We start from the raw sequence: 24,084 nt of genomic DNA, 5'->3' as shown, positions 1-24,084 counted from the left end.
CCCCATGACCTGATGATCAAACAGGCGGCATGAACGACAACCGGGATTAGCTTAACTCAGCCGCCAAACTGTCCAAGAAGGCGGGACCACCTCAGAGTAGACCGCGACCTGGCCCATTCGCCGCTCCTAAGTGCGCGCTAAAGAGCGCTCTTGAGTGTGCTGTTAAGAGCGGCGCCGGCTGTCAGCGCAAGGCGGTCGCCGCCGGATGGATACGTCGTTTTGCTCATGCAGGTTCCACTTTCTCAGAAGTTGGAGCCTCCGACAAACCCGGTGCGCTTCAGTTTCGAGGATATGACAGTGGTGGGGAGGCGGTCGAGCAGAGCCGTTTTCGCGTGCAAATCCGGCGTTCATCGCAAGCCAATCAGGCGTGACTTGTCAGACGGTTCATTTCGGCTGCGGAATCCCGCCTTTATGCGGTCAGCAAGAGCCGTTGCATTGTCGTTACCGCTTCGATGTTCCCGTCCGCGCGAGGAGCCGCCGCTGCCATGCTACGGCGAAGTTGTTCGGGTTCACTCCGGCTTCGGAGTCCATATTCCACAGCGAGGGCAACATAATGTTCCGCATCGGCGGCCACGCCATCGGATCGACCGATTTGTCGCAGCAGTCCTGCAGCGAGACGCTGACGCATGAAGCGTCCCTCAAGCGTCACGATCTGCGTTCCGCGATGAATGGCTTGCCAAGCTGTCGTGTAACCAGAGAATGCTGGGCAATCGAGCATCACGTCCATGTCATCCAGAAAGCCTGCAAATTCGGTCCGATCCATCCACGGAGTCAGGCGCAGGTAGCGAGCAGGGTCGAGCCCAGCAGCCTCGAAAGCTATCGAAAGGCGCTTCATGAGGCGCTCACTGGCCCAGGAATGTTTGTGTGACTGGACAATCCAGAATTCGGATGGACCAATTTCCTTTGCTATCTGCGCCAGCAGGACGTCGTCAGCCGGGTCGAATTTCATCGGCTGCTGACAAAGCGCAAAGCGAACATGGCCCGGTCGACGCTGCGGACCGGACCAGCGGCGGGACTGCGATGCGCCAGAGCGCGTCAATACGCCCGTTCCGGGCAAGCGTATCAGCCGCTCCGTATAATGTGCCTCGGCATCCGGTGGCTCGATCGCATCGCCAGAGAGGTAGAGGTCTATGCTCGGCAATCCGGTGGAAACCGGGTGCCCCCAGCTTGCCACTTGCAGTTTTGCAAGCCGTAGCGACGCCAAAGCCCCGGTCACCGGATCCATGCCGACCTCGGGATAGAAGAGAATATCAGGCGCCTCGCGCCTGATATGATCGGCCCATCCTCCGACGGAGAACGGCTTCCGCTGATAATAGTCGACATTTCGCTCGGCCCAATCTGTTTCGGCGTCTTGAAGATGGCCGGTATTGTAAAGTCGGATGTCAAATCGATCCCGATTGAGGCCTTCAAGGATACCGCGCAGGATAATTTGCCATACCGGGTGTGTGCGAATTTGCCCGCTAACAATCCCGAGCCGTACCCGTGAGCGCCTCGCACCTGCACCGATAGGAAAATTGCCAGGGGAGCCAGCCCGCGCGACATCTCGACAGATCGTTTGTCCGAAACGGGCAAGCGGCTCCGTGATATCCTGCGGACGATAGGCAAGCAGAAATGGCTGGGCGAAGCCGGCCACATGCGCCAACGCGCCCGGATGCGTAACGGTCCATTCTTCCAACTCCGCAGTTGCCTGCGCAAAATCCAGCGGCACACGCTCGCTTTGGAGGGCCGAAGACGGCATCATTGGAATAGTGGCCACTGCAAGTGCAAGCCGGCATGCGGCATGATCGGGCGAGCGTGCGATGATTGCCATATATTGGGCAATAGCCTCGTCTTGCCTGCCGAGTTCGAACAGCACGTTTCCTAAGTTCAGCGCCGCATCGTCATAGTCCGGTTTGATCCCGAGCGCAGCGCGAAACGCCGCAGCCGCTTCCTCGGCCCGATTGAGCTTCATGAGCGCAAGGCCAAGATTGTTCTGTGCTTCAGCCTGATCCGGTTTCTGTTGTAGCACCTCCCGGCAAATCCGCTCTGCTTCATCAAACCGGCCCATTGTCAAAAACAGACCGGCGGCGTTGATACGCGCCGCGTGGAAGCTTGGATCTAGCTGTATTGCTCGGCTGAAACTCTGCAATGCCGCATCCGCATGCCCCATTCTGGCCTGGCAATTGCCGAGATTGTTCCAGCCTTCGCGCAGACGAGGATTGATCCTCAGGGCCGCAAGATATGCATTTGCAGCCACATCGAAGTCACCCAGCGCCTGCAGTGTGGTTCCCAGATTGTACAGCGCTGCGAGGTGGTCTGGTTTGATCTGCAGAGCTTGTCGGAAGGCCCGTGTCGCCGCCCGGTTGTCGCCGCTGGCATGCAGGATCAAGCCCAAATTGGTGTGAAAGCCGGGCACGCGCGGGTTGATCGCGATCGCCTGCTCGATACGACTGACCGCCAGGTCTTTGTTGCCAGCAGCATAGTCAATCATCCCAAGCAAGTTGAGCGCGTCAGGCTGCAACGGGTCGGCGGCAAGAACGCGTTCATAAAGCAGTCTAGCTTCGGCCAAACGGCCCGCCTGATGATGACGGCTCCCTTCTGCCACGGCTGCGCGGATCGATTCAGGTGTCATGCGCGACTCTCAATTGGACAGTGCCAACGTACAAGGTCCGGCACCGAACCACCCGATACGCGTCCACCTTGTCCCTGCTGTGGCAGCCATATGCTTGTCATCGAGACCATCGAGCGCTGGCGCCAAAGCGCGTGTGCCGCCACCCGCGCAGCCGCCAACCGGGAGGAGGGCGGCGTGACCCGGCACGGCCTGGTCTTCCCTGATTTCGCGGTGACGATGCTGCGGGAAACAACCCTGCTCAACCGCGGGTGCTGGAGACTGTGACGACCGCCGCACACCAGGCAATAGGACTGCTTACCATATCCGACACACCGCGATATCGTATCTACGCGTCCAGGAATGCCACCTCGGGCGGAAGCGGCAGCGCCCTCAAGGCCCGTCGAAAACGGCTTTCCCCATAGATCTGCGCCGATCGTCGCGGCTTTCTGCATTAGAGGATCTCGTATGCCTGCTGGCACTCGATATCCTTCACGATTGTCGCCGTCAGGCTTCCGATTTGCCCATCCTGAAACCGGACGATCGTTCGTGCGCATCAAAGGGCCAATCGAACGATCCCGCCTTGAAACCTCTCGCCTGATTGCGTTGAGCTGGTCGAGGTTCATCCGGCTTGGCGATCGGAGAAGACCGGTTCGTGCCTTCGGAACGGAACTTATTGCGCCCGCAGGATCCGACATTGCCAACTGGACAAGAACTGTCAGGCGCGCCTGTCCCTTATTGGACGAGTAGCCTGGTCTCTGTCGCATCCTGTCCTGCCTGTTAGGTGGGGGGGCCATTACTGGTCCAGGAGCGCCGCGTCTCCCCAAGTCACGGGGAGGCGCTCGTTTTGCGCGCCCGTGCTGCGCGCGACCAGTTCTATCAGCCTTACGCCGTCGATTGGCGCTGCCAGGGCTTCGGCCGGCATACCCTGTTTGAGCGGCCGGCTTCGCCCGATCAGCTTGCCGTCGCCATAAATCGAGAAAACCACGCTATGGCTCTTGTCCGTCGCGCTGTCATCCACGCCGACGTCCGCCTTGAACTGCCGGGCGCCGTCGTTACGGACCTCCATTCGAGAATTGGCGAGGATTCCGATCCCCGCCCTGAATGGCTTTCCCGAAATCTGGAGGACTTGGCCATAAGGAGTGCTGTCTGCGCGCGCGCCGCCCCAGCCTGCATAGGTCGGCCGGTCGCCAGCGCCGTTGGTTCCGGCCCACCCCGCTGCCGTTCGGAAGATCGTCGGATCGGGGGTGGGATAGGTCACGCCATCGACAGCGGGGTTCACGCGTCCGGGGATTTCCGAGAGATAATAGCCCCCTTTCAGCGCCCGCGTTCCATGCGCGCGGAACAGCAGCGTTTCACGCGGGCGAACGTGCAGGCGGACGTGGTCGATGAAGTTCGTTTCCCGTTTGCTCCACAAGTCGGTCAATTCGATCGGCGCATTGTCGGCGAATTTCAGGTGGAAGGCGTGCAGATCGACATCGTAGGCGCCCGAACCGCGGTTGAAAATCGCCACGGCCTTGTCACCCGAAGCCAGCGTTTTCACGAGGATATGCACGTCACTGGAATCATAGGCCAGGGTCGCCTGATTGCCGGCCGGATCCTGATCGAGCGCGATGATGTCGGCATTGCCGAAGATGTCCATCAGCGAAGGCGGTATCTTGCGCAGGTCCGCGCCGATCATCAGCGGCGCGTCAAGCATTGCCCACAGTGCGAAGTGCGAGCGCGCCTCGGTCAGATGCTCCGCATTGAAATCCCCGGCGCCGATATACAGCATGTCGGGATCGTTCCACGATCCTGGATGCGCGTAGAGCGAGCGAGTGACGACACTGTCATAATTGACCAGCAGCCGCCCCCAGGCCGGAGCGATGTCGTCGCTGGTTCGGGAGATGGCGCCATAATCCTTGCCCCACGCCCGGACGTTCGCCGCGCCCCAGATGCACAGCGAGAGCAGGTAGTCTCCGTCCGGGTTGTCGGCCTTGAGCGTCAGGTTGATGTGCCTGAACAAGTCCTGGATCGCGGGAATGTCGGTTCGTGACACGGACCCGGAATCGAGGATCGGGCCAAGCGCCCGGAACCGGCCCGATCGGACCCGCTCGCTGGCCGGGCCATAATCGCGCAGGCCGCAGCCATCGACCTTGATGAAGTCGAAACCCCAATCCCGGAAATAAAGGGCGATATCCTGGTCGATATGGCCGTAGAGGCCGACTTCCCGCTCCGCGATGCTGCCCTTGGGGAGGTCGTCTTGCGTCGTTGAATAGGCTTCGGAGCAGGTGTTGCGGCCAAGGTCCGAATAAATGCCGGCCTTCAGCCCCATCGCATGAAGCCGATCGGTGAATGGCTTGAACGTGGGCGTGTTTCCGCCCACGCGGCTCGATGGAAAGCGATCGGCGCGGATGATCAAATGCCCGTCGGAAGCCCGGCGTTTCGCTGCCCAGCCATCGTCGATGTTGATGTAGCGATACCCCTTGGCGGCTAACCCGCTGTCGACAATCCTCTGCGCCGAGCCGAGGATATTGGTTTCGTCTATGTTGGTCCCGAAGGCGTTCCAGCTGCTCCATCCCATCGGAGGAGTCGCGGCTGGCCCGGCGCTATAGGCGGACCATCGTCCGGTCGGAGCCAGGAGATCCGCCGAGAGGGCGGGGGTTGCGAGTGCAGCGGCTGCACAGGCAATCAGCAGAGCTTTCATGGCGGTCACCGTGCTTGCTTGTTCGCGCGCGCAGACTGCCGGGGCGGATTGAGCCAGCCGTGCATCTTCATCCAGCTTGTGAAGGCATCGAACCATCCGGTGCTGGTGGTATCCTTCTTGTACATGCCGAAACCGTGGCCGCCCTGTTCGTAGAAGTGGAATTCGACGGGGCGCTTGGCGGTCAGCCAGGAATTGATCAACCCGAACCCGCCATGGGCGAAGAACGGGTCGTCGCTGGCGAGCGCGACGAACATCGGTGGTGCGTTTTCGGGTACTTTTACCGCTGCGAGCGGACCGTAGATGATGCCGATGAATGCCGGCTTGTCCCGCCCTGCGAGCGTCGTCGTCATGGTCAGCATCGCGCCGGCGGAAAAGCCCACCATGCCGACCCTCGTTGGATCGACATGCCATTTGGCGGCGTTGGTTCGGACGAGCGTAAAAGCCGCGTCGGCATCCGCGATCTGTGGCGCGAGATTGGCGGCTTCATTCTGTGGATCGGGCTGGGGCCGGCGTGCTGTGCCGGAGAACATCTCACGCATCGAACGCTCGAACCCGGGCATGTCGCCCGGCGTGGGACGGAGCCGGTATTTCAGCACGAACGCCGCGACCCCTTGCGCGGCGAGCGCGCGCGCAACGTCGCTGCCCTCATTCTCCATCGAGAGTGTCTGGAACCCGCCACCTGGAGCCACGACGACAGCCGTTCCAGTGGCTTTTGCCGGATCGGGGAGGAACGGCGTGAGCGTGGCAATCGCGACATTGCGCGCAAACCGGCTACCATATTGGCTGTACCAGGTTTCCGGTGCCTTTGTGCCGGGAAGTGGGCCGGTTCCGAGTGCGATCGCGCCGGGTTGCGTCGGAATCGGGATGGGCGTCATCGCATCATTCTGGGCCTGTGCCGGCAGGGCGACGAACAACGCCGCACCGATCGCAAGGGCCTGGCATCCGGCCGGCCGGGCCTGTCGGCACGGGCTTTCACTTCGAAGGAATGTCATCATCATGCGCTGATCCTCCAACGGGTTCCTATTGCGGCAGTGGCGCCGATTGCTGCGCCGAGAAGCGCGCCGTCTGGACGGGGACGCCGGTCCCGGGCTGGCCCGATCCGACGCTGACCTGGTAACCGCCCGCCATCACCTCCCGCACGCCGTCAGCCGTAACCGCGCTCAGGTCGCGGGATGACAGGTCGAAGGCGATCGTCCGCCGCTCGCCGGGCTTGAGCGTCACCCGCCGGAAGCCGCGCAGCGCAATCCTCGGCGCGCCGGGAACAGCGGGGAAAGTGAGGTAAAGCTCCGCCACCTCGTCGCCCGCCCGCTGGCCGATGTTGCGGAGTTCGGTTGAGACGTGCAGCCCGTTCTGGGCACCGCCGGCCGCCGGCTGTACGCTGAGAGGGGCATAGGCGAAGCTGGTGTAGCTGAGGCCGTAGCCGAACGGATAGACCGGGGTGCCGGTGTAATAGCGATAGGTCCGCCCCTTCATCGCATAATCGTCGAACGCTGGCAGATCGGCAAGCGAACGGTAGAAGGTCAGCGGCAGCCGGCCCGCCGGATCAGTCTTGCCCGACAGTATGTTGGCGACGGCGAGGCCGCCCGACTGGCCGGGATACCAGGCCTCGACGATGGCGGAGGCATTGTCCTTCTCCCAGGAGAGATTGATCGGGCTGCCGTTCATCGTCACGACGACGAGCGGCTTGCCGAGCGCCTTGGCCTTGCGCAGCAACTCGCGCTGGTCGGTGGGGATTTCGAGCGACGTCTTGTCCCCGCCCGAAAAGCCCTCAACCTTCACCGGCATCTCCTCGCCCTCGAGATCGGAGGTGAGACCGACGACCGCGACGATCACGTCGGCCTTGGCAGCGCCGGCTGCGAGATCGGCATCAGGGTTAGTCGAGATACGTTTCCAGAAGATCGCTGGACTGGCGGACACGCCGGTTTCGGTCTGCAAGCGGAGCGGGTAGCGGCGGCCTTTTTCGAGCCGTACCTCTGTGAGCTTCAACGGTTCTGCCCAGCGCGAATAGGTGTCCGCCTGCACCGCCGGCTTGCCGTCCACTTCCAGCGCTCCCTTCACCCCGGTGACGGCGATGCGATAGGTGCCGGTTTCCGGTGCCACGAGGAAGCCCGCCCACACCACCTTGTTGCGATCGGAAACCTGCTTGAGCTGCCCGGCGTTCGAATAGACGTTGCGCTCCGTGCGGACAGCGACTGGCTTCGCATCGAACAGCGTTTCGCCGTCGGCGGCCAGGCGGGCGCTGGCGTTGTAATATTCGGCTTTGAGGCCCGGCTTGCCATCTGGCGTCAGCAGTGCCGTGTCAGGCACCAGATCGCCGTCGGTGATCGAGGCGCCGAACGGCACCAGCGTGACGGTCGCTTTCGGCATCGCGGCGCGCAGGCCGTCATAGACCGAGGTCGGCGGGGCGCTGAGCGCCGAGGAATAATTGCCGCGAAGCACGCGCGTCGCATCACCGAGCGGCCCGATCACCGCGATCCGCGTCGCCGGCCTGAGCGGCAGCACGCCATCGTTCTTGAGTAGCACGAGGCTCTTCTCGGATGCTTCCAGCGCCAATGCCTGATGCTCTGCGGTGCCGATCGCGCTGACGGGAACGGCTTGCGGTGCGCGGCCGGGAAGCCCCGGCAGGTCTCCGTTGCGGTAGCGCGCCGCGAATAGGCGGATCAGCGCGCGATCGATGTCGCCCATGCTGATCAGGCCGCGATCGAGCGCCTGCTTGTAGCGGTTGCTCAGATGCGGCGTGTCGGTCAGCGTTCCACCGTTGCACTCGTTGTCGACGCCGGCCTTGAGCGCCACCGCAACGCCGGCGGCCGGGTCGGCCGCATATTTGTGATGCTCGGAGATATCGACCACGGCATCGCAATCCGACACGACATAGCCTTGGAATCCCCACGCGCCGCGCAGGTGCCGCCTCAGCAGGAGGTCGCTGCCGCAGGCCGGCTGGCCGTCGACGCGGTTGTAGGCACACATGATCGAATTGGCCTTCCCCTCGACGATCGCGGCGCGGAAGGCAGGCAGGAAGGTGTCTTCCAGGTCATGCGTCGACACGAAGGCATTGGCTTCGTGTCGTGTCGATTCCGGCCCGCTGTGGACCGCGAAATGCTTGGGTGTCGCGATCACGTTAGGCAGATCGGGATTCGGCCCTTGGATGCCGCGGATGAAGGCGACGCCCATCGATGCGGTGAGGAACGGATCTTCCCCGTAGGTTTCCTGACCGCGCCCCCAGCGCGGATCACGGAAGATGTTGATGTTGGGTGACCACGTATCGAGGCCCGTGCCGATATGGCCGAGATGCCCCGTCTCGCGGCCTAGCGTGTGCAGCGCGCGGACCTCGGTGCTGATGTCGGAGGCGACGCGATGGACCAGCGGCGTTTCGAAGGTGGCGGCAAGCCCGATGGGTTCGGGATAATTGGTAGTCGGCACGGAGCCGATCGCCCCATGAAGCGATTCCGTCCACCAATTGTAGGCTGGGATGCCAAGGCGCGGTATTGCCGGAGCAACATTGAGCAATTGCCCGAGCTTTTCGTCGAGCGTCATCTTTCCTACGAGCGCCGCCGCCATGGCGTGTGCCTGCTCCATAACCGGATTGACCGTCGGCGGCGTTCCCTGCGCCTGAACCTCGGCAGTCAAGGCGCCTGTGCCGATCAAGCCGAGCACACTCGCCGCGATACGCAACCAATTCACCAAAGGCATATCCTCCCTGTGCCGGCGGCCGTCCTCGGGAGGGACGAATGGTTCTTGTACCGGCGATGGTAGCGCTATCCATATGCAGAGGGAGGCGGTTCGTCCACCATATCCATGTCGCCAGAGCCCCATCAGCCATCACAGATTGGAATGTTTGTCTGATTTTTCATGCGTTTCCCGTTGGTAGCGTAAAGATCGCGCCTTCATGCCCCTCGCATGGAAAGGTATTCGGAAAATGGGCGACCTGCTTTGTGTTCGAGAGATTCGCGCTGACATGTCGGTCACCGATTCTGATTATGCTAATTAATCTGACAATTATTTGTCAGAGTATTGACGAGGCGAGGCGCGATCTCTTAGGCTGGGTTTGGCTTTATCCCCGAAACGCACGAATGGGGTCGACCAGTTACCAGAATGGATCGCCGCGAAGGGCGAGACGATCCGCGTCCGGGAGTAGAGGGGATGACTGGATCATCTGTACATATCGATCGTCGCCAGGCCCTGCTCGGGTCAGCGCTGATCGGCGCGGCTGTAGCGACGCCGATTGATAGGGCTGCTGCGATGCCTTCCGCTGGCGGACAGGGCAGTTGCTCCACACCGCGCAGCGCGATCGCGCGCACGCAATACGGCCCGGTGCGGGGCTATGTCTCCGGCGACGTCTTCACCTTCAAGGGCATACCTTATGGGGATACCACGGAAGGCGAGAATCGCTGGTTGCCGGCCAAGCCGCCGCAGCGATGGACCGACGAATATCACGCGCTTGCCTACGGCGCGAACTGTCCGCAGACGTTGCACAATTTTCGCGCGGTGGAGCACACTTTCCTGCAGCAATGGACCGACGGTTTCCTCGGCGAGGACATGCTGAAGCTCAACGTCTGGTCCCCGTCTCTGTCCGGCAGCCGGCCAGTGATGGTTTATTTCCACGGCGGCGGATTCAGCTTCGGCTCCTCCTACGAACTCGCTTCGCACGACGGTGCGCAGATGGCGCGGCACCATGACGTCGTGCAGGTCTCGATCAACCATCGGCTCAACGTGCTGGGCTTCCTCGATCTCGTCGATGTCGGCGGCAGCGCCTATGAGGAATCGGTCAATTGCAGCATGATGGACTGCATTGCCGCGCTGCGCTGGGTACAGGAAAATATAGCGAATTTCGGCGGCGATCCCGATCGCGTGATGATCTACGGCCAGTCGGGCGGCGGATCGAAGGTGACGACGCTGCTAGGTATGCCGGCGGGCAAGGGCATGATCCACCGCGCGGCGATCCAGTCGGGCGGTGGCGGCAACATCCCCTCGATCGAACAATCGCGGGAATTTTCGCGGCGCGTGGTGCGTGAACTGGGCGTCGGGCCGACCGACATGGCCGCGCTGCAGAAGATGCCATGGCAGACGCTGTTCGATGCGGGCAACAAGGTGGCGACTGATATCAATGGTCCGAGGCCGCGATCCTTCTGGTTCGGTTCGGACGGCGCGCCGCGGGTTGGCTGGGCGCCCACCTTGGATGGGCGCACGATCACGATGCGCTCTTATACCGATGCCGCGCCAGACCTGTCGCGCGATGTGCCGGTGCTGATCGGCTCGGTCAGTGAGGAGGGCACCTCTTGGGGTTCCAACCCGAGCGAGGCGCAATGGCGCGAGACGCTGGCCAAGGATATGGGCTCGCAGAAGGCGGACGCGCTGATCGCCGCGATGAAGCGCGCCCATCCCGAGAAGAGCATTCGCACCCTGTCCTACGGCGTCGGCGGCTATGCCCAGCGCAACAAGGTCCAGCGGATGGCGAAGCTGAAGCACGATCAGGGCGGGGCGCCGGCTTATCAATACTGGTTTACATGGCAGTCGCCGCAGCTCGATCGGCAGGCCGGCGCCTGGCACACCGCCGAGCTCGCCTTCTGCTTCGACAACACCCAGCGCTGTGATCAGGGCACCGGCAACACGCCCGAGGCCCAGACTCTCGCGAGGAAGATGGCGACCGCATGGGCGACCTTTGCCCGTACCGGCAACCCCAGCCAGCCGGGGCTCAGTTGGAGTCCCAGCGATCCTGCCCACAACCAGACGATGATCTTCGACAATCAGTGCCGGATGGCCGACGATCCCGATAGCGAGGTCCGGCATCTGCTCATGAGCTGAGCGAGCCTATGTCTGCAACCGGTCCCCACATCTTGTCGAGCGGAGGATGACGCGAATGCTGCGCCTGAGACTGATGCTTCTTCCGGTGCTGGCCGCGTGCGTGGTCGCCCAAGCTGTCGCTGCGGAGGCTCTGGCGCCGGCGACAAAGGCTGGGCTCGCACCCTTCTTTGCGCCTGCCGGCGAGGCCCCCAAAGCGCCGGATGAGGACGGCTTCCTTCAGCGCTGGCTGCTGCTGGAGCCGATCGTCAAGCCTAACCGCTCCAATGCCGGATTCACGCCTGCTTATGTACGACAGGCGCTCAACACCATTTACTATCCCGCACAGTTCGGGCGTGTGCCACGTGATGGGGAGATCGCGAAAGCGACAACGCCGCTTCGCTGGCATGCGCTGGACTCGTCGTTGTTCGACGTCAAGCTGTTCAACTTCGCGCAGGGGCTCGGCAAGCCCACCTACGGGGTGATCTTCTGGGCGGTGACGGTCGTGAACAGCTCGCGCGACATCGACAATGTGCGTCTCGCCATCGGCTCCAACTCGGCGTCGATGTGGTGGGTCAACGGCAAGGAAGCGGCCGGGCTGTTCGGTGACCGGCGCATGGTGATGGACGATGTCGTTTCGCAGCCGCTGACGCTGAAGAAGGGCCGGAACGTCATTCGCGGCGCGGTTATCAACGGCCCGGGCCTGAGCGATTTCTGCGTCCGTCTCCTCGATGCGAAGGGCCACGCCGTCCGCGACATCACCCTCACCACGCGCTGATCGCGGGAGCTATCATGAGGATCTTTGCCATCGCCTGCCTCGCCCTGCTGGCCTTGCCTGCTGCAGCTTCCGCCCAGTTGGCGGGCAAGCCGTTCATCCACGACCCTTCGACCATAGCCTTCTCAGACGGCAAATATTACACCTTCGGTACACGCGCCGGCGGCCTCGTCTCGGAGGATGGCTGGACCTGGAATCCGGGTGGTGTGCGCCCTGGTGGCGGTGTCGCGCCCGACATCATCCATATCGGCGATCGCTACTATGTCGCCTATGCGATCGGCGGCGGCGGCATGAACGGCGGCCACGCCAGCAACGTCGAGGTAATGTGGACCAGGACGCTCGATCCGAAATCCCCGGATTTTGGCTATCACGATGTCGGCACCGTTGCGTCGAGCAACGGCACCGAGGACCAGGATGCGATAGATCCGGCATTTCTGTTGGCGAACGGCCGGCTGTGGTTGAGCTACGGCACGTATTTCGGCTCGATCCGTATCATCGAGCTCGATCCCAAGACCGGACAGCGCATCGCCGGCAACCAGCCCGTCGACGTTGCGATCGACATGGAAGCGACCGACCTCCTTTATCGCAACGGCTGGTATTATCTGCTCGGCACGCACGGCACCTGCTGCGATGGGCCGAACTCCTCCTACAACATCCGCGTCGGTCGTTCCCGCAGCCCGACTGGCCCCTATGTCGACAATATGGGCGTGCCACTGTTGAAGGGCGGCGGCAAGCTGCTGGTCGCGGGGCACGGGCGCCAATATGGCCCTGGCCATTTCGGCCTGCTCGATCTCGGCAATTCGGTGCAGAAATTCTCGATGCACTATGAGGCCGATCTCGATCGCAGCGGGCGCAGTGTGCTCGCGATCAAGCCGCTGCTCTGGAAGGACGGCTGGCCTGTGGCTGGCGAGAATGTCGTGGCCGGCACCTACGAGATCCAGTCCGGACGGAGCGGCGGGGCGCTGCAACTCGTGACCGATTTCGTCCGCATGAATTTCGATTTCCGCCGCGCGTTCCAGATGAATTCGGATGAGCCCTTCGGTCCGATCGCCAATCAGACGCTGGCCGAGGATTCAGCCGGCTGGCCGGCTGGCGAGATATCGGTCGATCTCGGTGACTATATGATCCGGGCGCATCAGCAGTGGACGATAACCCCTGTGCCTGAAGCTGGAGGGGCGTTCGGGGCGCCTTATTACCGGATCAGCATCGCGGGAACCACGCGGACGTTGGCCGCCACGAGGGACCATCGGGTGGTGGCCGAATCCAGTTTCACCGGTGCCCCGGAGCAATTGTGGCGCATCGACCAGCTAATCGACGGCACCTATCGCATCATGCCCAAGCAGCCGCTCGATGCGAAGGAGCCGCTGGCGCTGATGGCGATCGGCGCCAGCACGCCGGTGCTCGCCCCCTTCAAAGCGGACGACAGCGGACGATGGACTTTCCAAGTTCCCTGAATTTGACGCAAAATCAGGGCTGAATTTCTCATAGGCTGGCGTAGCCAGAATAAGCGGCCACAAAAATTTTTTGCTGAAAGGCACGGGGTGGAATACGGGTATCATATCAAAGTCGAACGGATTGGTTGATTAAAATCAACTTGTTATGGCTTAGTCGAGATTTCCACCCTCTCCGCCACTTTTCGCGGCCGTCGACAGCAGCGCCAAATCCGCCTTTTGCGGGGATCAGGCTGACGGCGTGCTCCGTTGCGATCCTCCTGGCCCTGGAAGCCATCATCGGTTCGCGCTCTCGTTCCACTGCTATTTCGCCGGCTTGGCCGTCATGACATCCCGCGGGAAACCTGTCGCCAGATGATCGATAAGCGCCCGGACGGACGGCGGCAGACCTCGGCGGGTCGTGAAGACCAGATGGACGATGCCTTGCAATCCACGCCATGCCGGCAGCACGCGCACGAGCAGTCCGGTGTCGAGCGCGTCGCGGCAGACATGGTCGGGCAGGATCGCCACGCCAAGGCCGTCGATGGCTGATCGGCGAACGGATGCCATATCCTCGCATCCCATGCGCGGTTCGACGCGGACGATATGCTTGCGGCCGTCTTCGGCTTCCAGATGCCATTCGAGATCGTCCGCGGCGTCATGGGTCGCGAGCGCGGGGAGGAAGGCCAGTTGCTCGATGCTTGCCACCTGGCTGGCGAGCTGAGGACTGGCCACCAGAATGCGGGTCGATACACCGAGCGATCGCATGGTCAGCGCCGCGTCGCTGGTGAGGCTCGCGCGCACCCGGAGCGCGAGATCGATCCGTTCCTCGATCAGATCGACGGCGCGGTCTGTCGCGACGAGCTGGAGACGCACCCTGGGATAGCGGGCCAGGAAGGAGGAGATGAGACCGGAGATCGGCTCCAGCATCCCCGTCGGGCAACTGAAGCGGATGCGCCCATGCGGCTCGGCCTGCGCCTGCATGACCAGCGCTTCGGCCTGCTCGGCTTCCGCCAGCATCGCCCGGCATCGCTCGTAGAAAGCCTGTCCCGTGTCGGTCACGCGGAAGCGGCGGCTCGACCGCTCGATCAGGCGCAGGCCCAGACGGCTTTCCAACCCCGCGATACGCCGGCTGAGCTTCGACTTGGGCTCCCGCAGGGCGCGGCCTGCCGCAGCAAACCCTCCATGGGCCACGACCTCGGCGAAATAGGCATAGTCGTTGAGATCGATCCGCATCAGCGTTCCTCCTATGGAACGCTAAGTGCCACATCTACCGACTACAGGCATCATCGTTCTCGCTGCATCTACGAGGGGCACCGGCGCTCTGCCGGACACTCGAAGGAGACAGGCGATGACGAACAAGTTCGACAACAAGGTCGTGGTGGTGACCGGCGGGACCAGCGGCATCGGCCTCGCCACGACGAAGGCATTCGCGGCCGAGGGCGCGTCGGTGTTCATCACCGGACGTCGGCAGGAGGCCCTCGACGCGGCCGTGAAGCAGATCGGCGGCCGTGTCACCGGCGTTCGCGGCGACATGTCCAGGCTCGCCGATATCGATCGCCTCTACGACGCGATCCAGCAGAAGCATTCCCAGATCGACGTCGTCTTCGCCAATGCCGGCGGCGGGGAGATGGCGCCTCTCGGCACCATCACGGAAGAGCATTATCAGAGCATCTTCGACACCAATGTGAAGGGCGTTCTCTTCACGGTGCAGAAGGCGCTGCCGCTTCTTAAGGACGGCGCCTCGGTGATCCTGACGGGTTCGACCACGAGCATCTCGGGCACCCCGGCGTTCAGCGTCTATTCGGCGACGAAGGCGGCCGTGCGCAACTTCGCCCGCAACTGGATCCTCGATCTCAAGGATCGGCGCATCCGCGTGAATGCGATCAGCCCCGGCGTTACCGACACCGCCGGTCTGGACGAGCTGTTCGGCGGTGGCGAGCAGGCGCAGGGCACGAAGGACTATCTGGCGAGCCTGATCCCCGCCGGCCGCGTCGGCCAGCCCGAGGAGACCGCCAAGGCCGTCCTGTTCCTGGCGTCCGACGAGGCCAGCTTCGTCAACGGTGTCGAGCTGTTCGTCGACGGCGGTCAGGCCCAGATTTGAGGATCATGCGGACCGGGTGGTGCCCATCCCTATGGGGGCGCCGCCCGGCCCATCGTCGCGCGGGACTGCCATGAACGCGGCAGGATGAAGCGCGCTTGCGACGGCTAAAGCAAAACTGCGGTGCAATCCCTACTCTTCGGATAGAGTATGGCCCCTCGACAACCGTTCGAGGTATGGTTCGTGGGGGCAGCGGCGGGCATGGATGAGGCGGCATCGCCGGCGATCGTGGGCGTGCTTTGCTGCAATCGCAGTCTCGACGGACGCGCGACGCAGGCGGTCGCCAGCCGTTTCGTGGCGCCGATCGCCAGATATGCGGGCGTTGCGGTGCTGCTCGTGCCAGCCATTCCAGAGGCCGTCGACGTGCCGGGTGTCGCGCGGCTGCTCGACGGATTGCTTCTCACCGGATCCTGCTCGAATCTGGAGCCCCGCCGCTATGGCGGCGCGGCGCTGCCCGAGGGGCAGGAACTCGACGCCCGGCGCGATCAGGTCGCGCTCTCGCTGGCATCGCGGATGATCGAGGCAGGCAAGCCCGTCTTCGGCATCTGCCGCGGTTTGCAGGAACTCAATGTGCTGTTCGGCGGCACGCTCAGCCCCGATGTGGGCGAGAGCGGCCATTACCGCTTCGAGGCAGGATGCTCGTCCGACGACCTGTTCGATCACCATCATGAGATCGAAATCGTGGGGAAGGGCGCCTTGTCGGAAGCTCTCGGACGTGGCCGGCGGCGGGTCAATTCCGTCCATCAGCAGGGCATCGAACGTCTTGGGCACGGGCTCGCGGTGGAAGCCCTGGCGCCCGATGACGGGTTGATCGAGGCGGTCTGGGCCGAGCCCTGCGGTGCCCCGGTCGTCGGCGTCCAGTGGCACCCGGAATGGGATGTCGAGACCAACCCGGACAGTCGGGCGTTCTTCCGGCTCTTCGGCCGCGCCGCCAGCAGAGGGCCGACGCATTGGCAGGCCGCGTAAGGGGCTTTGAAAACACGCAAAAAACAAGGGGAAAAGCAATGATTTCCAGCCGTTCGCTGATGCTCGCCGGTACGATGGCCCTGGGATGGATGGGGCCTGCCCTGGCCCAGGCGGATTCCGCGTCGACATCCTCTGCGTCCGCGATCGACGCCGGTGACGACAACGCGCAGATCGTCGTCACCGGCACGCGTGTTGCCGGTCGCTCCAAGCTCGACACCGCCTCTCCGGTCGATGTGCTGAGCGGGGCCAGTCTGCGCCAGCAGGGCACCACCGAGTTGGGGGCCGCGCTCGCGTCCATCGCGCCCTCGATCGATTTTCCGCGCTCGGCGGCCGTGGACGGCACCGACGCGATCCGCCCGGCAACGCTGCGCGGGCTCTCGCCCGATCAGACGCTGGTGCTCATCAACGGCGTGCGCGCCCATACGTCGGCGCTGCTCAACATCAACGGATCGGTGGGGCGCGGCGCGGCCGCGGTCGATCTCAACACGGTGCCCACCGTGGCGCTCGACACGATCGAGGTGCTGCGTGACGGCGCGTCCGCCCAATATGGCTCCGACGCGATCGCGGGCGTGGTCAATCTGCGCTTGCGTCAGGCCCGTTCGGGCGGCGGCGCGTCCGTCACCTACGGCTTCTACGACACCGACGTGGATGCCGCGCGCAGCAGCCGCCATGTGACCGGTGAGCATAGCGTCAATGCGTCGGCGTGGCAGGGGATCGGGTTCGGCGAGGATGGCTACATCACCATCTCGGGCGAGTATCAGCGCCGCTTGCCGACCAACCGGAGCGATCTCGATCCCCGCATCACGCCGTCGGTCGTGGATTCGCGTTTCGGTGACCCGGATGTGAAGCAATATAGCGGCTGGGCGAATTTCGGATCCTCGCTGACGGACCATTGGAAGCTCTATGGCTGGCTCGGCTATCAGTATCGCGATTCGACCTCGGCGGCGTTTCCGCGCCTGGCGAGCGCCGTCGCCATTCCGGCGGCCAATGGCAGCCCCGCGGCCACCGTCGCTGAGCTCTACCCGGATTATGCGAACGGCTTCCTGCCGCTCATCAACACGCATTCGAAGGATCTGAACTCGGCCATCGGGGTGAAGGGCGATCTGGGGGAGTGGTCGGTCGACGCCAATGTGAGCTATGGCCGCAACCGGATCGACTTCCGCACCCTCAACTCCGCCAATTACAGCCTCGGTGCGTCGAGCCCGCGCGACTTCTACGATGGTGCGCTGATCTACGACCAGCTCGTCGGCGGCGTCGACATCACCCGCAAGTTCGACCTGTTCCAGTCGCTCAACGTCGCCTTCGGCGTCGAGGCGCGGCGCGAGGGCTTCAAGATCGACGCGGGCCAGCCGGAATCCTATGGGGTCGGCGCTTTTGCCCAGAATGGCTTCACGGCGTCGCCGGGGGCGCAGGGGTTCACCGGCTTCTCACCGGCCAATGAGGTGTCGCGCCATCGCGAGGCGGTTTCGGCCTATCTCGATCTGGAAGCGCAGGTGACCGACAAGCTGTTGCTTGGCCTTGCCGGCCGTGGCGAGCATTATTCGGATTTCGGCACGACAGGCACTGGCAAATTCTCCGCCCGTTACGATTTCTCGCCGCATTTCGCGCTGCGCGGCACCGCCTCGACCGGGTTCCGCGCGCCGGCGCTTCAGCAGCAATATTTCACCTCGATCGCGCAGCAGATTCTCTCCAACGGGCAGCCGCCGGTGCAGACCGGAACCTTCCCCTCGACGAGCGCCGTCGGCACCGCGCTGGGCGGCAAGCCCCTGCAACCGGAAAGGTCGACGAACCTGTCGGTCGGTTCGGTGATCCGCTTCGGTGGTCTCGATGTCACGATCGATGCCTATCGCATCCACATCCGCAACGAACTCGGCCTGTCCGAGAATATCAGCGCGAGTTTCAGTCCGCAGATCGCGGCTTTGCTCGGGCCGCAGAACGTGTCTGCTGCGCGCTTCTTCATCAATGGCCTTGCCTCGACCGCCAAGGGCATCGATGCCGTCGCCCATTATCGCCTGAAGAGCGCGAGCGCCGGCACGTTCGATTTCACGCTGGCCGGCAACGTCAACCAGATCGACGTGACACGGGTGCCGACCAACACGGCGGCGAATCTCGCCCCCGCGCCCGCGCTGTTCGCGCGCACCCGCATCATCTCGCTGGAGAGCGGGACGCCGGGCGAGAAGGTGACCGGCACGCTCGACTGGTCGTCGGGTGTGGTCGGCGCGACCGCGCGGGTGACCTATTATGGCAATGTCATCCAGCCCGCGACGCTTGCGGCCAACGATCTCGATACGGGCAAGAAGGCGATCGCCGATCTTGAACTGCGCTATCAGCCCAGGAAGGGGCCGCAGATCGCGCTCGGCGTCAGCAATCTGCTCGATACCTATCCGAAGGTCGTTCCGGCCGCACTGAGCAATAACGGCGTGACGCCCTTCCCCTATTACTCGCCCTGGGGCTTCAACGGCCGGTATCTCTATGTGCGGGCGGGGGTGAACTGGTGACGATGAGGAAAGGCGGCATCGGGCGGAGGCTCTGAAAGGCGGGTGATGACGAGCCTGACGGCGGATCGTCATCACCCCGGATGGCAATGCTGTGATGGATCGGCGAAGTCCGGCCAGTGCCGGAACCTTCCGCCGTTCAGGCCCGGCGACCGATGTGGGGAGGAGGCGCCTGCACGACGGCACCCTCGGGGACATTCTCGCGCAAGACGACATTGGCCTCGATGACGCTATCCGCGCCGACGGTGATCGGGCCGAGGAGGACGGCGCCGGGGAAGAGCGTGACGCGATCCCCGACCGAGGCATGACGTCTCTCGCCACGGACGCGACCGATCCCGCCGATCGTCACGCCCTGATGGATATGCACGTCGGACCCGAGAATGGCCGTCTCCCCGATCACCACGCCCGTGCCGTGATCTATGAACAGCCCCGGTCCGATTTGGGCGCCCGGATGGATGTCGATGCCGGTGTATCGATGGGCGATCTCGCAGATCGAGCGCGGCACGATCCGGGCACCATGGCGATAAAGGACGTGCGCCACGCGATGATGGATGATCGCGATGAGCGACGGGTAGGACAGCAGCACTTCATCGACGCTGTGCGCGGCCGGATCGACCCGATATGCCGCCCTCACGTCCGCGTCCAGCGTGCGCCTGATGTCCCCCAGTCGCGAGGTGAGGGCGCTGACGATCGATAGCGCCTTGTCGGCGGCCGACCTGCGCTTCCCGTCGATGTCCGGGATATCGAACTCCAGGATCAGTTGCGCCGCCAACTGATCCAGTGTGGTTTCGAGCGTGGCGGCGACATAGGCATTCTCGTTGGAAGCGGTGAGTTCCGGGGGGCCGAAGCGCAACGGGAAGAGCGCCGAGGTGAGTTCCTTCAAAACCCGCTTCAGGGCGCCGCGCGATGGGAAATGAATGCCAAGCTCGGCATGGCGCGCATTCTCGACGCGCCAATCCTGCCGTGCGCTCCGCAGGTCTTCGATCGCTTTTTCGATGTTGCCGGGGAAGATCGGTTCGGCGGGCTCCGTCATGCGCGTCTGCTCCTTGTGGGGGGAGTGATGCGGGCAACGCGACGCGCGGGCAGCCGCGGGCGACGATAGGCGGCGGCGCGGCTGATATCCCCGAAACGCAGCCTGTCGAGAAGCGCCAGCCCGTCGGGCCAGTCGTCCAGACCGGATTCGGCGTTGATATGGCCGGCGTCCCCGGCGTCCACCAGTTCCGACCCCCATGCCGAGGCGAGATCGGCGAGGCGCGGATAGGCCGCGTAGGGATCCGTCCGGCTCGCAACCAGGATGCTGGGGAAAGGGAGCGCATTCCTCGGAGCCGGCGCGAAGGGGCGGACGAGAGGATGCGCGTCCGGGCGATCAACGTCGGGTGGCGCCACGAGAAGCGCTCCCCGGATCTTGTTGATCCGGTCGGCCGACGCTTGCTGCGCCCACCAGGCCACGGCCAGACAGCCAAGGCTGTGGCCTATCAGGAACACCGGGTTGCGCCGCCTCGCGATCGCCCGATCGAGGCGGACGATCCATGGCTCCGGCGCCGGCCCTTCCCAGGAGCCCAGCTCGACCTTCAGCGCATTCGGCCGGGCCTCCAGCCAGCGGGTCTGCCAATGGTCGGGGCCGCTGTCATATAATCCGGGGATGATGAGTTCGTCGAATTTGGCCGTCACTATCGGCTCCTTGCGCGCGCCGCTCCTGAGCCCGTGGCTATGATAAGGCGCCGGCCTTGCCAATAAATCTCTACTTAATGACTAGACATTAAGTCTTCGCGAGCGAGCGGGAACCCAGACCGAGGCATCCGCGGGAGCCGCACCCAGCGGATTGCGGCCTGCTCTTTGGGCAGCGGCGAAATCATGCCTCAAGCGCCACAACCTCGTAATCGACCAGCCTTGGCACCGTGAATTCGATCATGGTGCCGCGTTGCCGAACCGACAGGGGCCGGCCGGCTCGCAATAGCCGGGCTTGCCTTATGGTGCGGTCGCCCGGAAGCGTCATCGTCACCTTCTGGTCGCCGAGCGGGCACAAGCTGCGGGCGGCGGAGGCGCGGAAGGCCGGGCTGGTGAAGTTGACCAGATGGAGCGCATAGCCGGGTTCGGTCTCCCAGCCATGGATCTCGATGAGGCCTTCGCCCTCCACCGCGATCAACTGCCGGTCGGCCAACAGCCAGCGTATGGCGTTGGTCACCAGATCGCCGAGGTCTCCGGCGCCCGAACGCCAATAGCCGGCCTCGATGTCGCTGGCGAGATAGACCCGCCGCGATCGGCCTTCCTCGCGCACCGCGATCGTCGGGTAAGGAGTGTGCGGCTGGCGGCTATAGACGCCCTCGGTCGGATACCAGGGATATTGGGCGACAAAGGTGAGGATCGGTGTTCCGTCGGCGCTGATCGGGACGCGGCAGCTCGATCCCTGTATCCAGTCGGTCTGTTCGAAGCCCGCGAGGATCGGATGCCGCCGTCCGATCCGCTGGATGGCGGACGAGCCCGGAAAGGCCGGTCGCGTCGCCGTGGAAGCCCGCCCATAGCTTTCCCGCCTGCCGATCCGGCGCATACCGTGGATATCCGCCAGGGCGAACTCCGGCCGTGGGGCTCCATTCTCGTCGTAAAGCCCGGTCTCGAAGCTGGAGAGCAGCGAGCCGCCGTTTTGCACGAAGGTTCGGATCGCGCGCGCCTGCGCGTCGCTCATCAGGGCGATGTTGGGAAGGATCAGCACCGCATAACGGGCGAGCGCCTCCGGCGTCAGTTGGCTATCCAGCAGCACGTCGAAGGGAACGCGCATCTCGGTGAGGATCTGGTACATGCCCTGCACCGCATCCTGCGTGTCGGTGCCGGCGGGCGGATCGTAGAGACGGTTCGAACGCTGCGACACGACCAGCGCGACGTTGGCGATCGAGCGGATGTTGTGGAAATGGCGGTCGTTGGCGGCCTGCCAGCCCAGTACGTCGCGCCCGATCTGCTGCCAGCGCCGATCCTCGACAAAGCCCTGCTGGTAGCCGAGCCAGTGATAATGGATGACGCCGCCGGCCGCGAGCGTCTGGAACATGCGGGAACGCACCTCGATCGGATTGCCCGTCACGTTGCGCCAGCGGATATCGCCCGCGATCTCGTAGGCGGCGGTGATGTTGGTGACGGGCCGGTCGCCCACGATCGCGCGGCCGATGCGTGTCTGCTGGCTGGCATCCCAGGCTGGCGCGCCGATCCCGCCGCGCCCCTGATTGTCCGCCATGAACCAAGGCGCGATCGCGGCAAGCTGCGACAGGTCGAGATTGCCGCCCTGGAAGCCGCCGCCAAGATTGCCGGTGAAGATCAGCCGCGCATCGTGCCTCTTCACGAGGGCATCATAGGTGGCCCAAAGATCGACGGCGCGCTTGAGAAAGGCATCCTGATATTCGCGGCTGTGCGGATCGCCGATCTTGCGGCAGTTGGCGCAGTAGCAGACGACCGCATCGGGGCTCGGCCAGCCGTTGGTATAGATGCCGTCGACGGGATAGCGGGACAGAATCTCATTGAACAGCGCGGGCACGAAGTCCGTATAATAGCTGCTGAACTGGCAGGTCGGCGCATATTCGGACGAGGCGGAGGGATCGTCGGGCGCACCCACCAGCGATCGACGCACCAGCGCCCCGTCCCGGGTGCGGCAGAACCAGTCGGGATGCCTTTCGGCCAGAGCGCTCTGGGCAATGTCGATGCTGAACCGCCCCATGACCCGGATGCCGCGTGCTTTCGCGGCACGGGCGCATTCTCCGAACAGATCCCGGCCATTGAGCCATTTGCTCACCGGAAGATCGGGCAGGGCGGTGGGGTAGAAGGCGACGACGTTGGTGCCGCTCAGATAGGTCATCTGCGCCTGGGCGGCCGCCAGATAGCCCGCCCAGGCCTCGACATCGAAATGCTCCGGGTCGCGTTCGTTGAAGTTGACGTGGACGATCCGCTTCATTCTCTGGTGCCAGGCGTCGGGCGGATAGCGGCGCTGGGCCGGGCCTTGTCCGGCCGCGGTTGCCGTCCCGGTGCCCGCCATTGTCGCTGCGATGGCGGCGCCCGCCATCATGCCGAAATCGCGGCGCGTGCTTTCCATGGATATGCTCTCCTCTCGCCCGGCGGCTCGCCCGTGCCGCGGATGGGTGAAGCGCCTCCGCTTCCCGCACGAGAATGCCGCTCTCGGTCACCGCGATCGAATGTGACCGCTATCATCCTGGGAGGCAAGACGATGGGACGGGCTTCACCCGCCGGCGTGCATGGTCTCATCCGCGGAATCGGATGGCCTCCACCAGCAGCGTCATGGCCGGCGAGCGCTGGCGACGATTGGGATAATAGAGATGATAGCCGGGAAAGGGCGGGCACCAATCCGCGAGTATCCGCGTCAGGCGGCCTTCGCGGATATCCTCGGCCACATAATCCTCCGGCAGATAGGCGATCCCCGCGCCGTCGCGCGCGGCCCGGCGGGCGAGGAGGATCTCGTTGACGATCAACTGGCCTTCGACACGCACGTTCAACGCGCGGCCGGATCGTTCGAACTCCCACGCGTAAAGGCCGCCATAGGTTGGGAAGCGCAGGTTGATGCAGCGATGGCCCGCAAGATCGTGGGGCGTCGCCGGCGGGTCATGCTCCGCGAAATAGCCGGGCGATCCGACGGCGGCCATCCGCATGTCCGGCCCGATGCGCACCGCGATCATGTCCTGCCCGATCGTCTCGCCGAGCCGCACGCCGGCATCGAAACGCTCGGCGACGATGTCGACAAAGCCGGTCTGGACGGCAAGTTCGACCTCGATGTCGGGATAGGCAGGGAGCAGTTTCGCGAGCGCCGGCCACAGGATCGTCTGCGCCGCGTGGATGCCGGTGGTGATGCGGATTCTCCCCGCCGGCTTGTCGCGCAGCGCGCCGAGCGCCGCGAGTTCGGTCTCGATCCCGTCGAGATAGGGACCGATCGCATCCAGCAGCCTTTCGCCGGCGTCCGTCGGGGCGACGCTCCGCGTGGTGCGGGTCAGCAGCCGGACGCCGACCCGCTCCTCCAATGCGCGGATCGCGTGGCTGAGCGCGGAGGGGGAAACGCCGATCTGCGCCGCGGCGCGCGTGAAGCTGCGCTCGCGCGCGATGGTGCGCAGGGCGAGAAGATCGTTGATGGGTTGGCGCGCCATTGTTGAATAAATCTCACAGCCATATGCGGATTGCACGATCTAGGTTGCGTTGACAAAGTGCGGCAACCACCTGCGGATGGCAGCGAGATTGAGGAAGCTGGCGAAGGACAGGGCGGTCTTGTCGTAGCGGGTGG

The 24,084-nt window shown here is 64.0% G+C and carries 15 protein-coding genes and 1 pseudogene; 7 read left to right on the top strand and 9 right to left on the bottom strand.

Features of this window, described 5'->3' with window-relative positions; genetic code table 11:
- Positions 1-409: 409 nt before the first annotated feature.
- Positions 410-2,611, bottom strand: a complete 2,202-nt coding sequence (locus FHS98_RS18165) for an O-linked N-acetylglucosamine transferase, SPINDLY family protein (protein WP_243848111.1) — start codon at positions 2,609-2,611, stop codon at positions 410-412.
- A gap of 45 nt (positions 2,612-2,656) precedes the next feature.
- Between FHS98_RS18165 and FHS98_RS19175 the strand changes: the two are divergent.
- A pseudogene (locus FHS98_RS19175) lies at positions 2,657-2,789 on the top strand (IS91 family transposase); the annotation flags it as partial.
- Positions 2,790-3,383: 594 nt separating this feature from the next.
- On the opposite strand, the gene FHS98_RS18155 reads toward FHS98_RS19175, so the two are convergent.
- From FHS98_RS18155 to FHS98_RS18145, 3 genes are read right to left on the bottom strand one after another with little or no spacing between them, the layout of a single operon-like run.
- Positions 3,384-5,273: an NPCBM/NEW2 domain-containing protein gene (locus FHS98_RS18155; RefSeq protein WP_167108727.1), complete on the bottom strand. Its 1,890-nt coding sequence runs from the start codon at positions 5,271-5,273 to the stop codon at positions 3,384-3,386.
- 5 nt (positions 5,274-5,278) lie between these two features.
- Complete coding sequence (locus tag FHS98_RS18150) at positions 5,279-6,265, bottom strand: alpha/beta hydrolase (RefSeq protein WP_243848113.1); 987 nt, start codon at positions 6,263-6,265, stop codon at positions 5,279-5,281.
- Between the two features lie 28 nt (positions 6,266-6,293).
- Entirely contained in the window at positions 6,294-8,963 is a 2,670-nt protein-coding gene (locus tag FHS98_RS18145) for a glycoside hydrolase family 3 C-terminal domain-containing protein (RefSeq protein ID WP_167108724.1), read from the bottom strand.
- Between the two features lie 402 nt (positions 8,964-9,365).
- Here FHS98_RS18145 and FHS98_RS18140 point away from each other — a divergent pair, with 402 nt between their 5' ends.
- Genes FHS98_RS18140 through FHS98_RS18130 form a run of 3 tightly spaced genes read left to right on the top strand, consistent with a single transcriptional unit; the run spans position 9,366 to position 13,280 of the window.
- Positions 9,366-11,075, top strand: a complete 1,710-nt coding sequence (locus tag FHS98_RS18140) for a carboxylesterase/lipase family protein (protein ID WP_243848109.1) — start codon at positions 9,366-9,368, stop codon at positions 11,073-11,075.
- Between the two features lie 55 nt (positions 11,076-11,130).
- Entirely contained in the window at positions 11,131-11,829 is a 699-nt protein-coding gene (locus FHS98_RS18135; protein WP_167108721.1) for an acetylxylan esterase, read from the top strand.
- 14 nt (positions 11,830-11,843) lie between these two features.
- Positions 11,844-13,280 carry a family 43 glycosylhydrolase gene (locus FHS98_RS18130; protein WP_167108717.1) on the top strand — a complete coding sequence of 479 codons (1,437 nt, stop codon included), beginning with the start codon at positions 11,844-11,846 and terminating at the stop codon, positions 13,278-13,280.
- Positions 13,281-13,580: 300 nt separating this feature from the next.
- Here FHS98_RS18130 and FHS98_RS18125 read toward each other — a convergent pair whose 3' ends face one another.
- Complete coding sequence (locus FHS98_RS18125) at positions 13,581-14,492, bottom strand: LysR family transcriptional regulator (protein ID WP_167108714.1); 912 nt, start codon at positions 14,490-14,492, stop codon at positions 13,581-13,583.
- Between the two features lie 115 nt (positions 14,493-14,607).
- Here FHS98_RS18125 and FHS98_RS18120 point away from each other — a divergent pair, with 115 nt between their 5' ends.
- The 3 genes from FHS98_RS18120 (at position 14,608) to FHS98_RS18110 (ending at position 18,821) form a co-directional block, all read left to right on the top strand.
- The gene (locus FHS98_RS18120) at positions 14,608-15,360 is read left to right on the top strand and encodes an SDR family NAD(P)-dependent oxidoreductase (protein ID WP_167108711.1); all 753 of its coding nucleotides are present in this window, start codon (positions 14,608-14,610) and stop codon (positions 15,358-15,360) included.
- 198 nt (positions 15,361-15,558) lie between these two features.
- On the top strand, positions 15,559-16,323 hold the full coding sequence (locus FHS98_RS18115; RefSeq protein ID WP_208402379.1) for a gamma-glutamyl-gamma-aminobutyrate hydrolase family protein: 765 nt from the start codon (positions 15,559-15,561) through the stop codon (positions 16,321-16,323).
- A gap of 38 nt (positions 16,324-16,361) precedes the next feature.
- Entirely contained in the window at positions 16,362-18,821 is a 2,460-nt protein-coding gene (locus tag FHS98_RS18110) for a TonB-dependent receptor plug domain-containing protein (RefSeq protein ID WP_167108708.1), read from the top strand.
- 136 nt (positions 18,822-18,957) lie between these two features.
- On the opposite strand, the gene epsC is transcribed toward FHS98_RS18110, so the two are convergent.
- The 4 genes from epsC to FHS98_RS18090 form a co-directional block, all read right to left on the bottom strand.
- On the bottom strand, positions 18,958-19,851 hold the full coding sequence (gene epsC / locus FHS98_RS18105; protein ID WP_167108706.1) for a serine O-acetyltransferase EpsC: 894 nt from the start codon (positions 19,849-19,851) through the stop codon (positions 18,958-18,960).
- Positions 19,848-20,489, bottom strand: coding sequence for an RBBP9/YdeN family alpha/beta hydrolase (locus tag FHS98_RS18100; RefSeq protein ID WP_341786105.1), 642 nt, complete (start codon positions 20,487-20,489; stop codon positions 19,848-19,850). Before FHS98_RS18100 ends, epsC begins: the two co-directional genes overlap by 4 nt.
- 181 nt (positions 20,490-20,670) lie before the next feature.
- The gene (locus FHS98_RS18095; protein ID WP_167108703.1) at positions 20,671-22,890 is read right to left on the bottom strand and encodes an alpha-amylase family protein; all 2,220 of its coding nucleotides are present in this window, start codon (positions 22,888-22,890) and stop codon (positions 20,671-20,673) included.
- Positions 22,891-23,056: 166 nt separating this feature from the next.
- Positions 23,057-23,950: a LysR family transcriptional regulator gene (locus FHS98_RS18090; RefSeq protein WP_167108700.1), complete on the bottom strand. Its 894-nt coding sequence runs from the start codon at positions 23,948-23,950 to the stop codon at positions 23,057-23,059.
- Positions 23,951-24,084: the final 134 nt, after the last annotated feature.

The organism is Sphingomonas oligoaromativorans, assembly GCF_011762195.1.
In the GTDB taxonomy this organism is placed as follows: Bacteria; Pseudomonadota; Alphaproteobacteria; order Sphingomonadales; family Sphingomonadaceae; genus Solisphingomonas; species Solisphingomonas oligoaromativorans.
The sequence above is the reverse complement of the archived record's forward strand: the minus strand, read 5'-3'. Positions and strand labels throughout refer to the sequence as shown.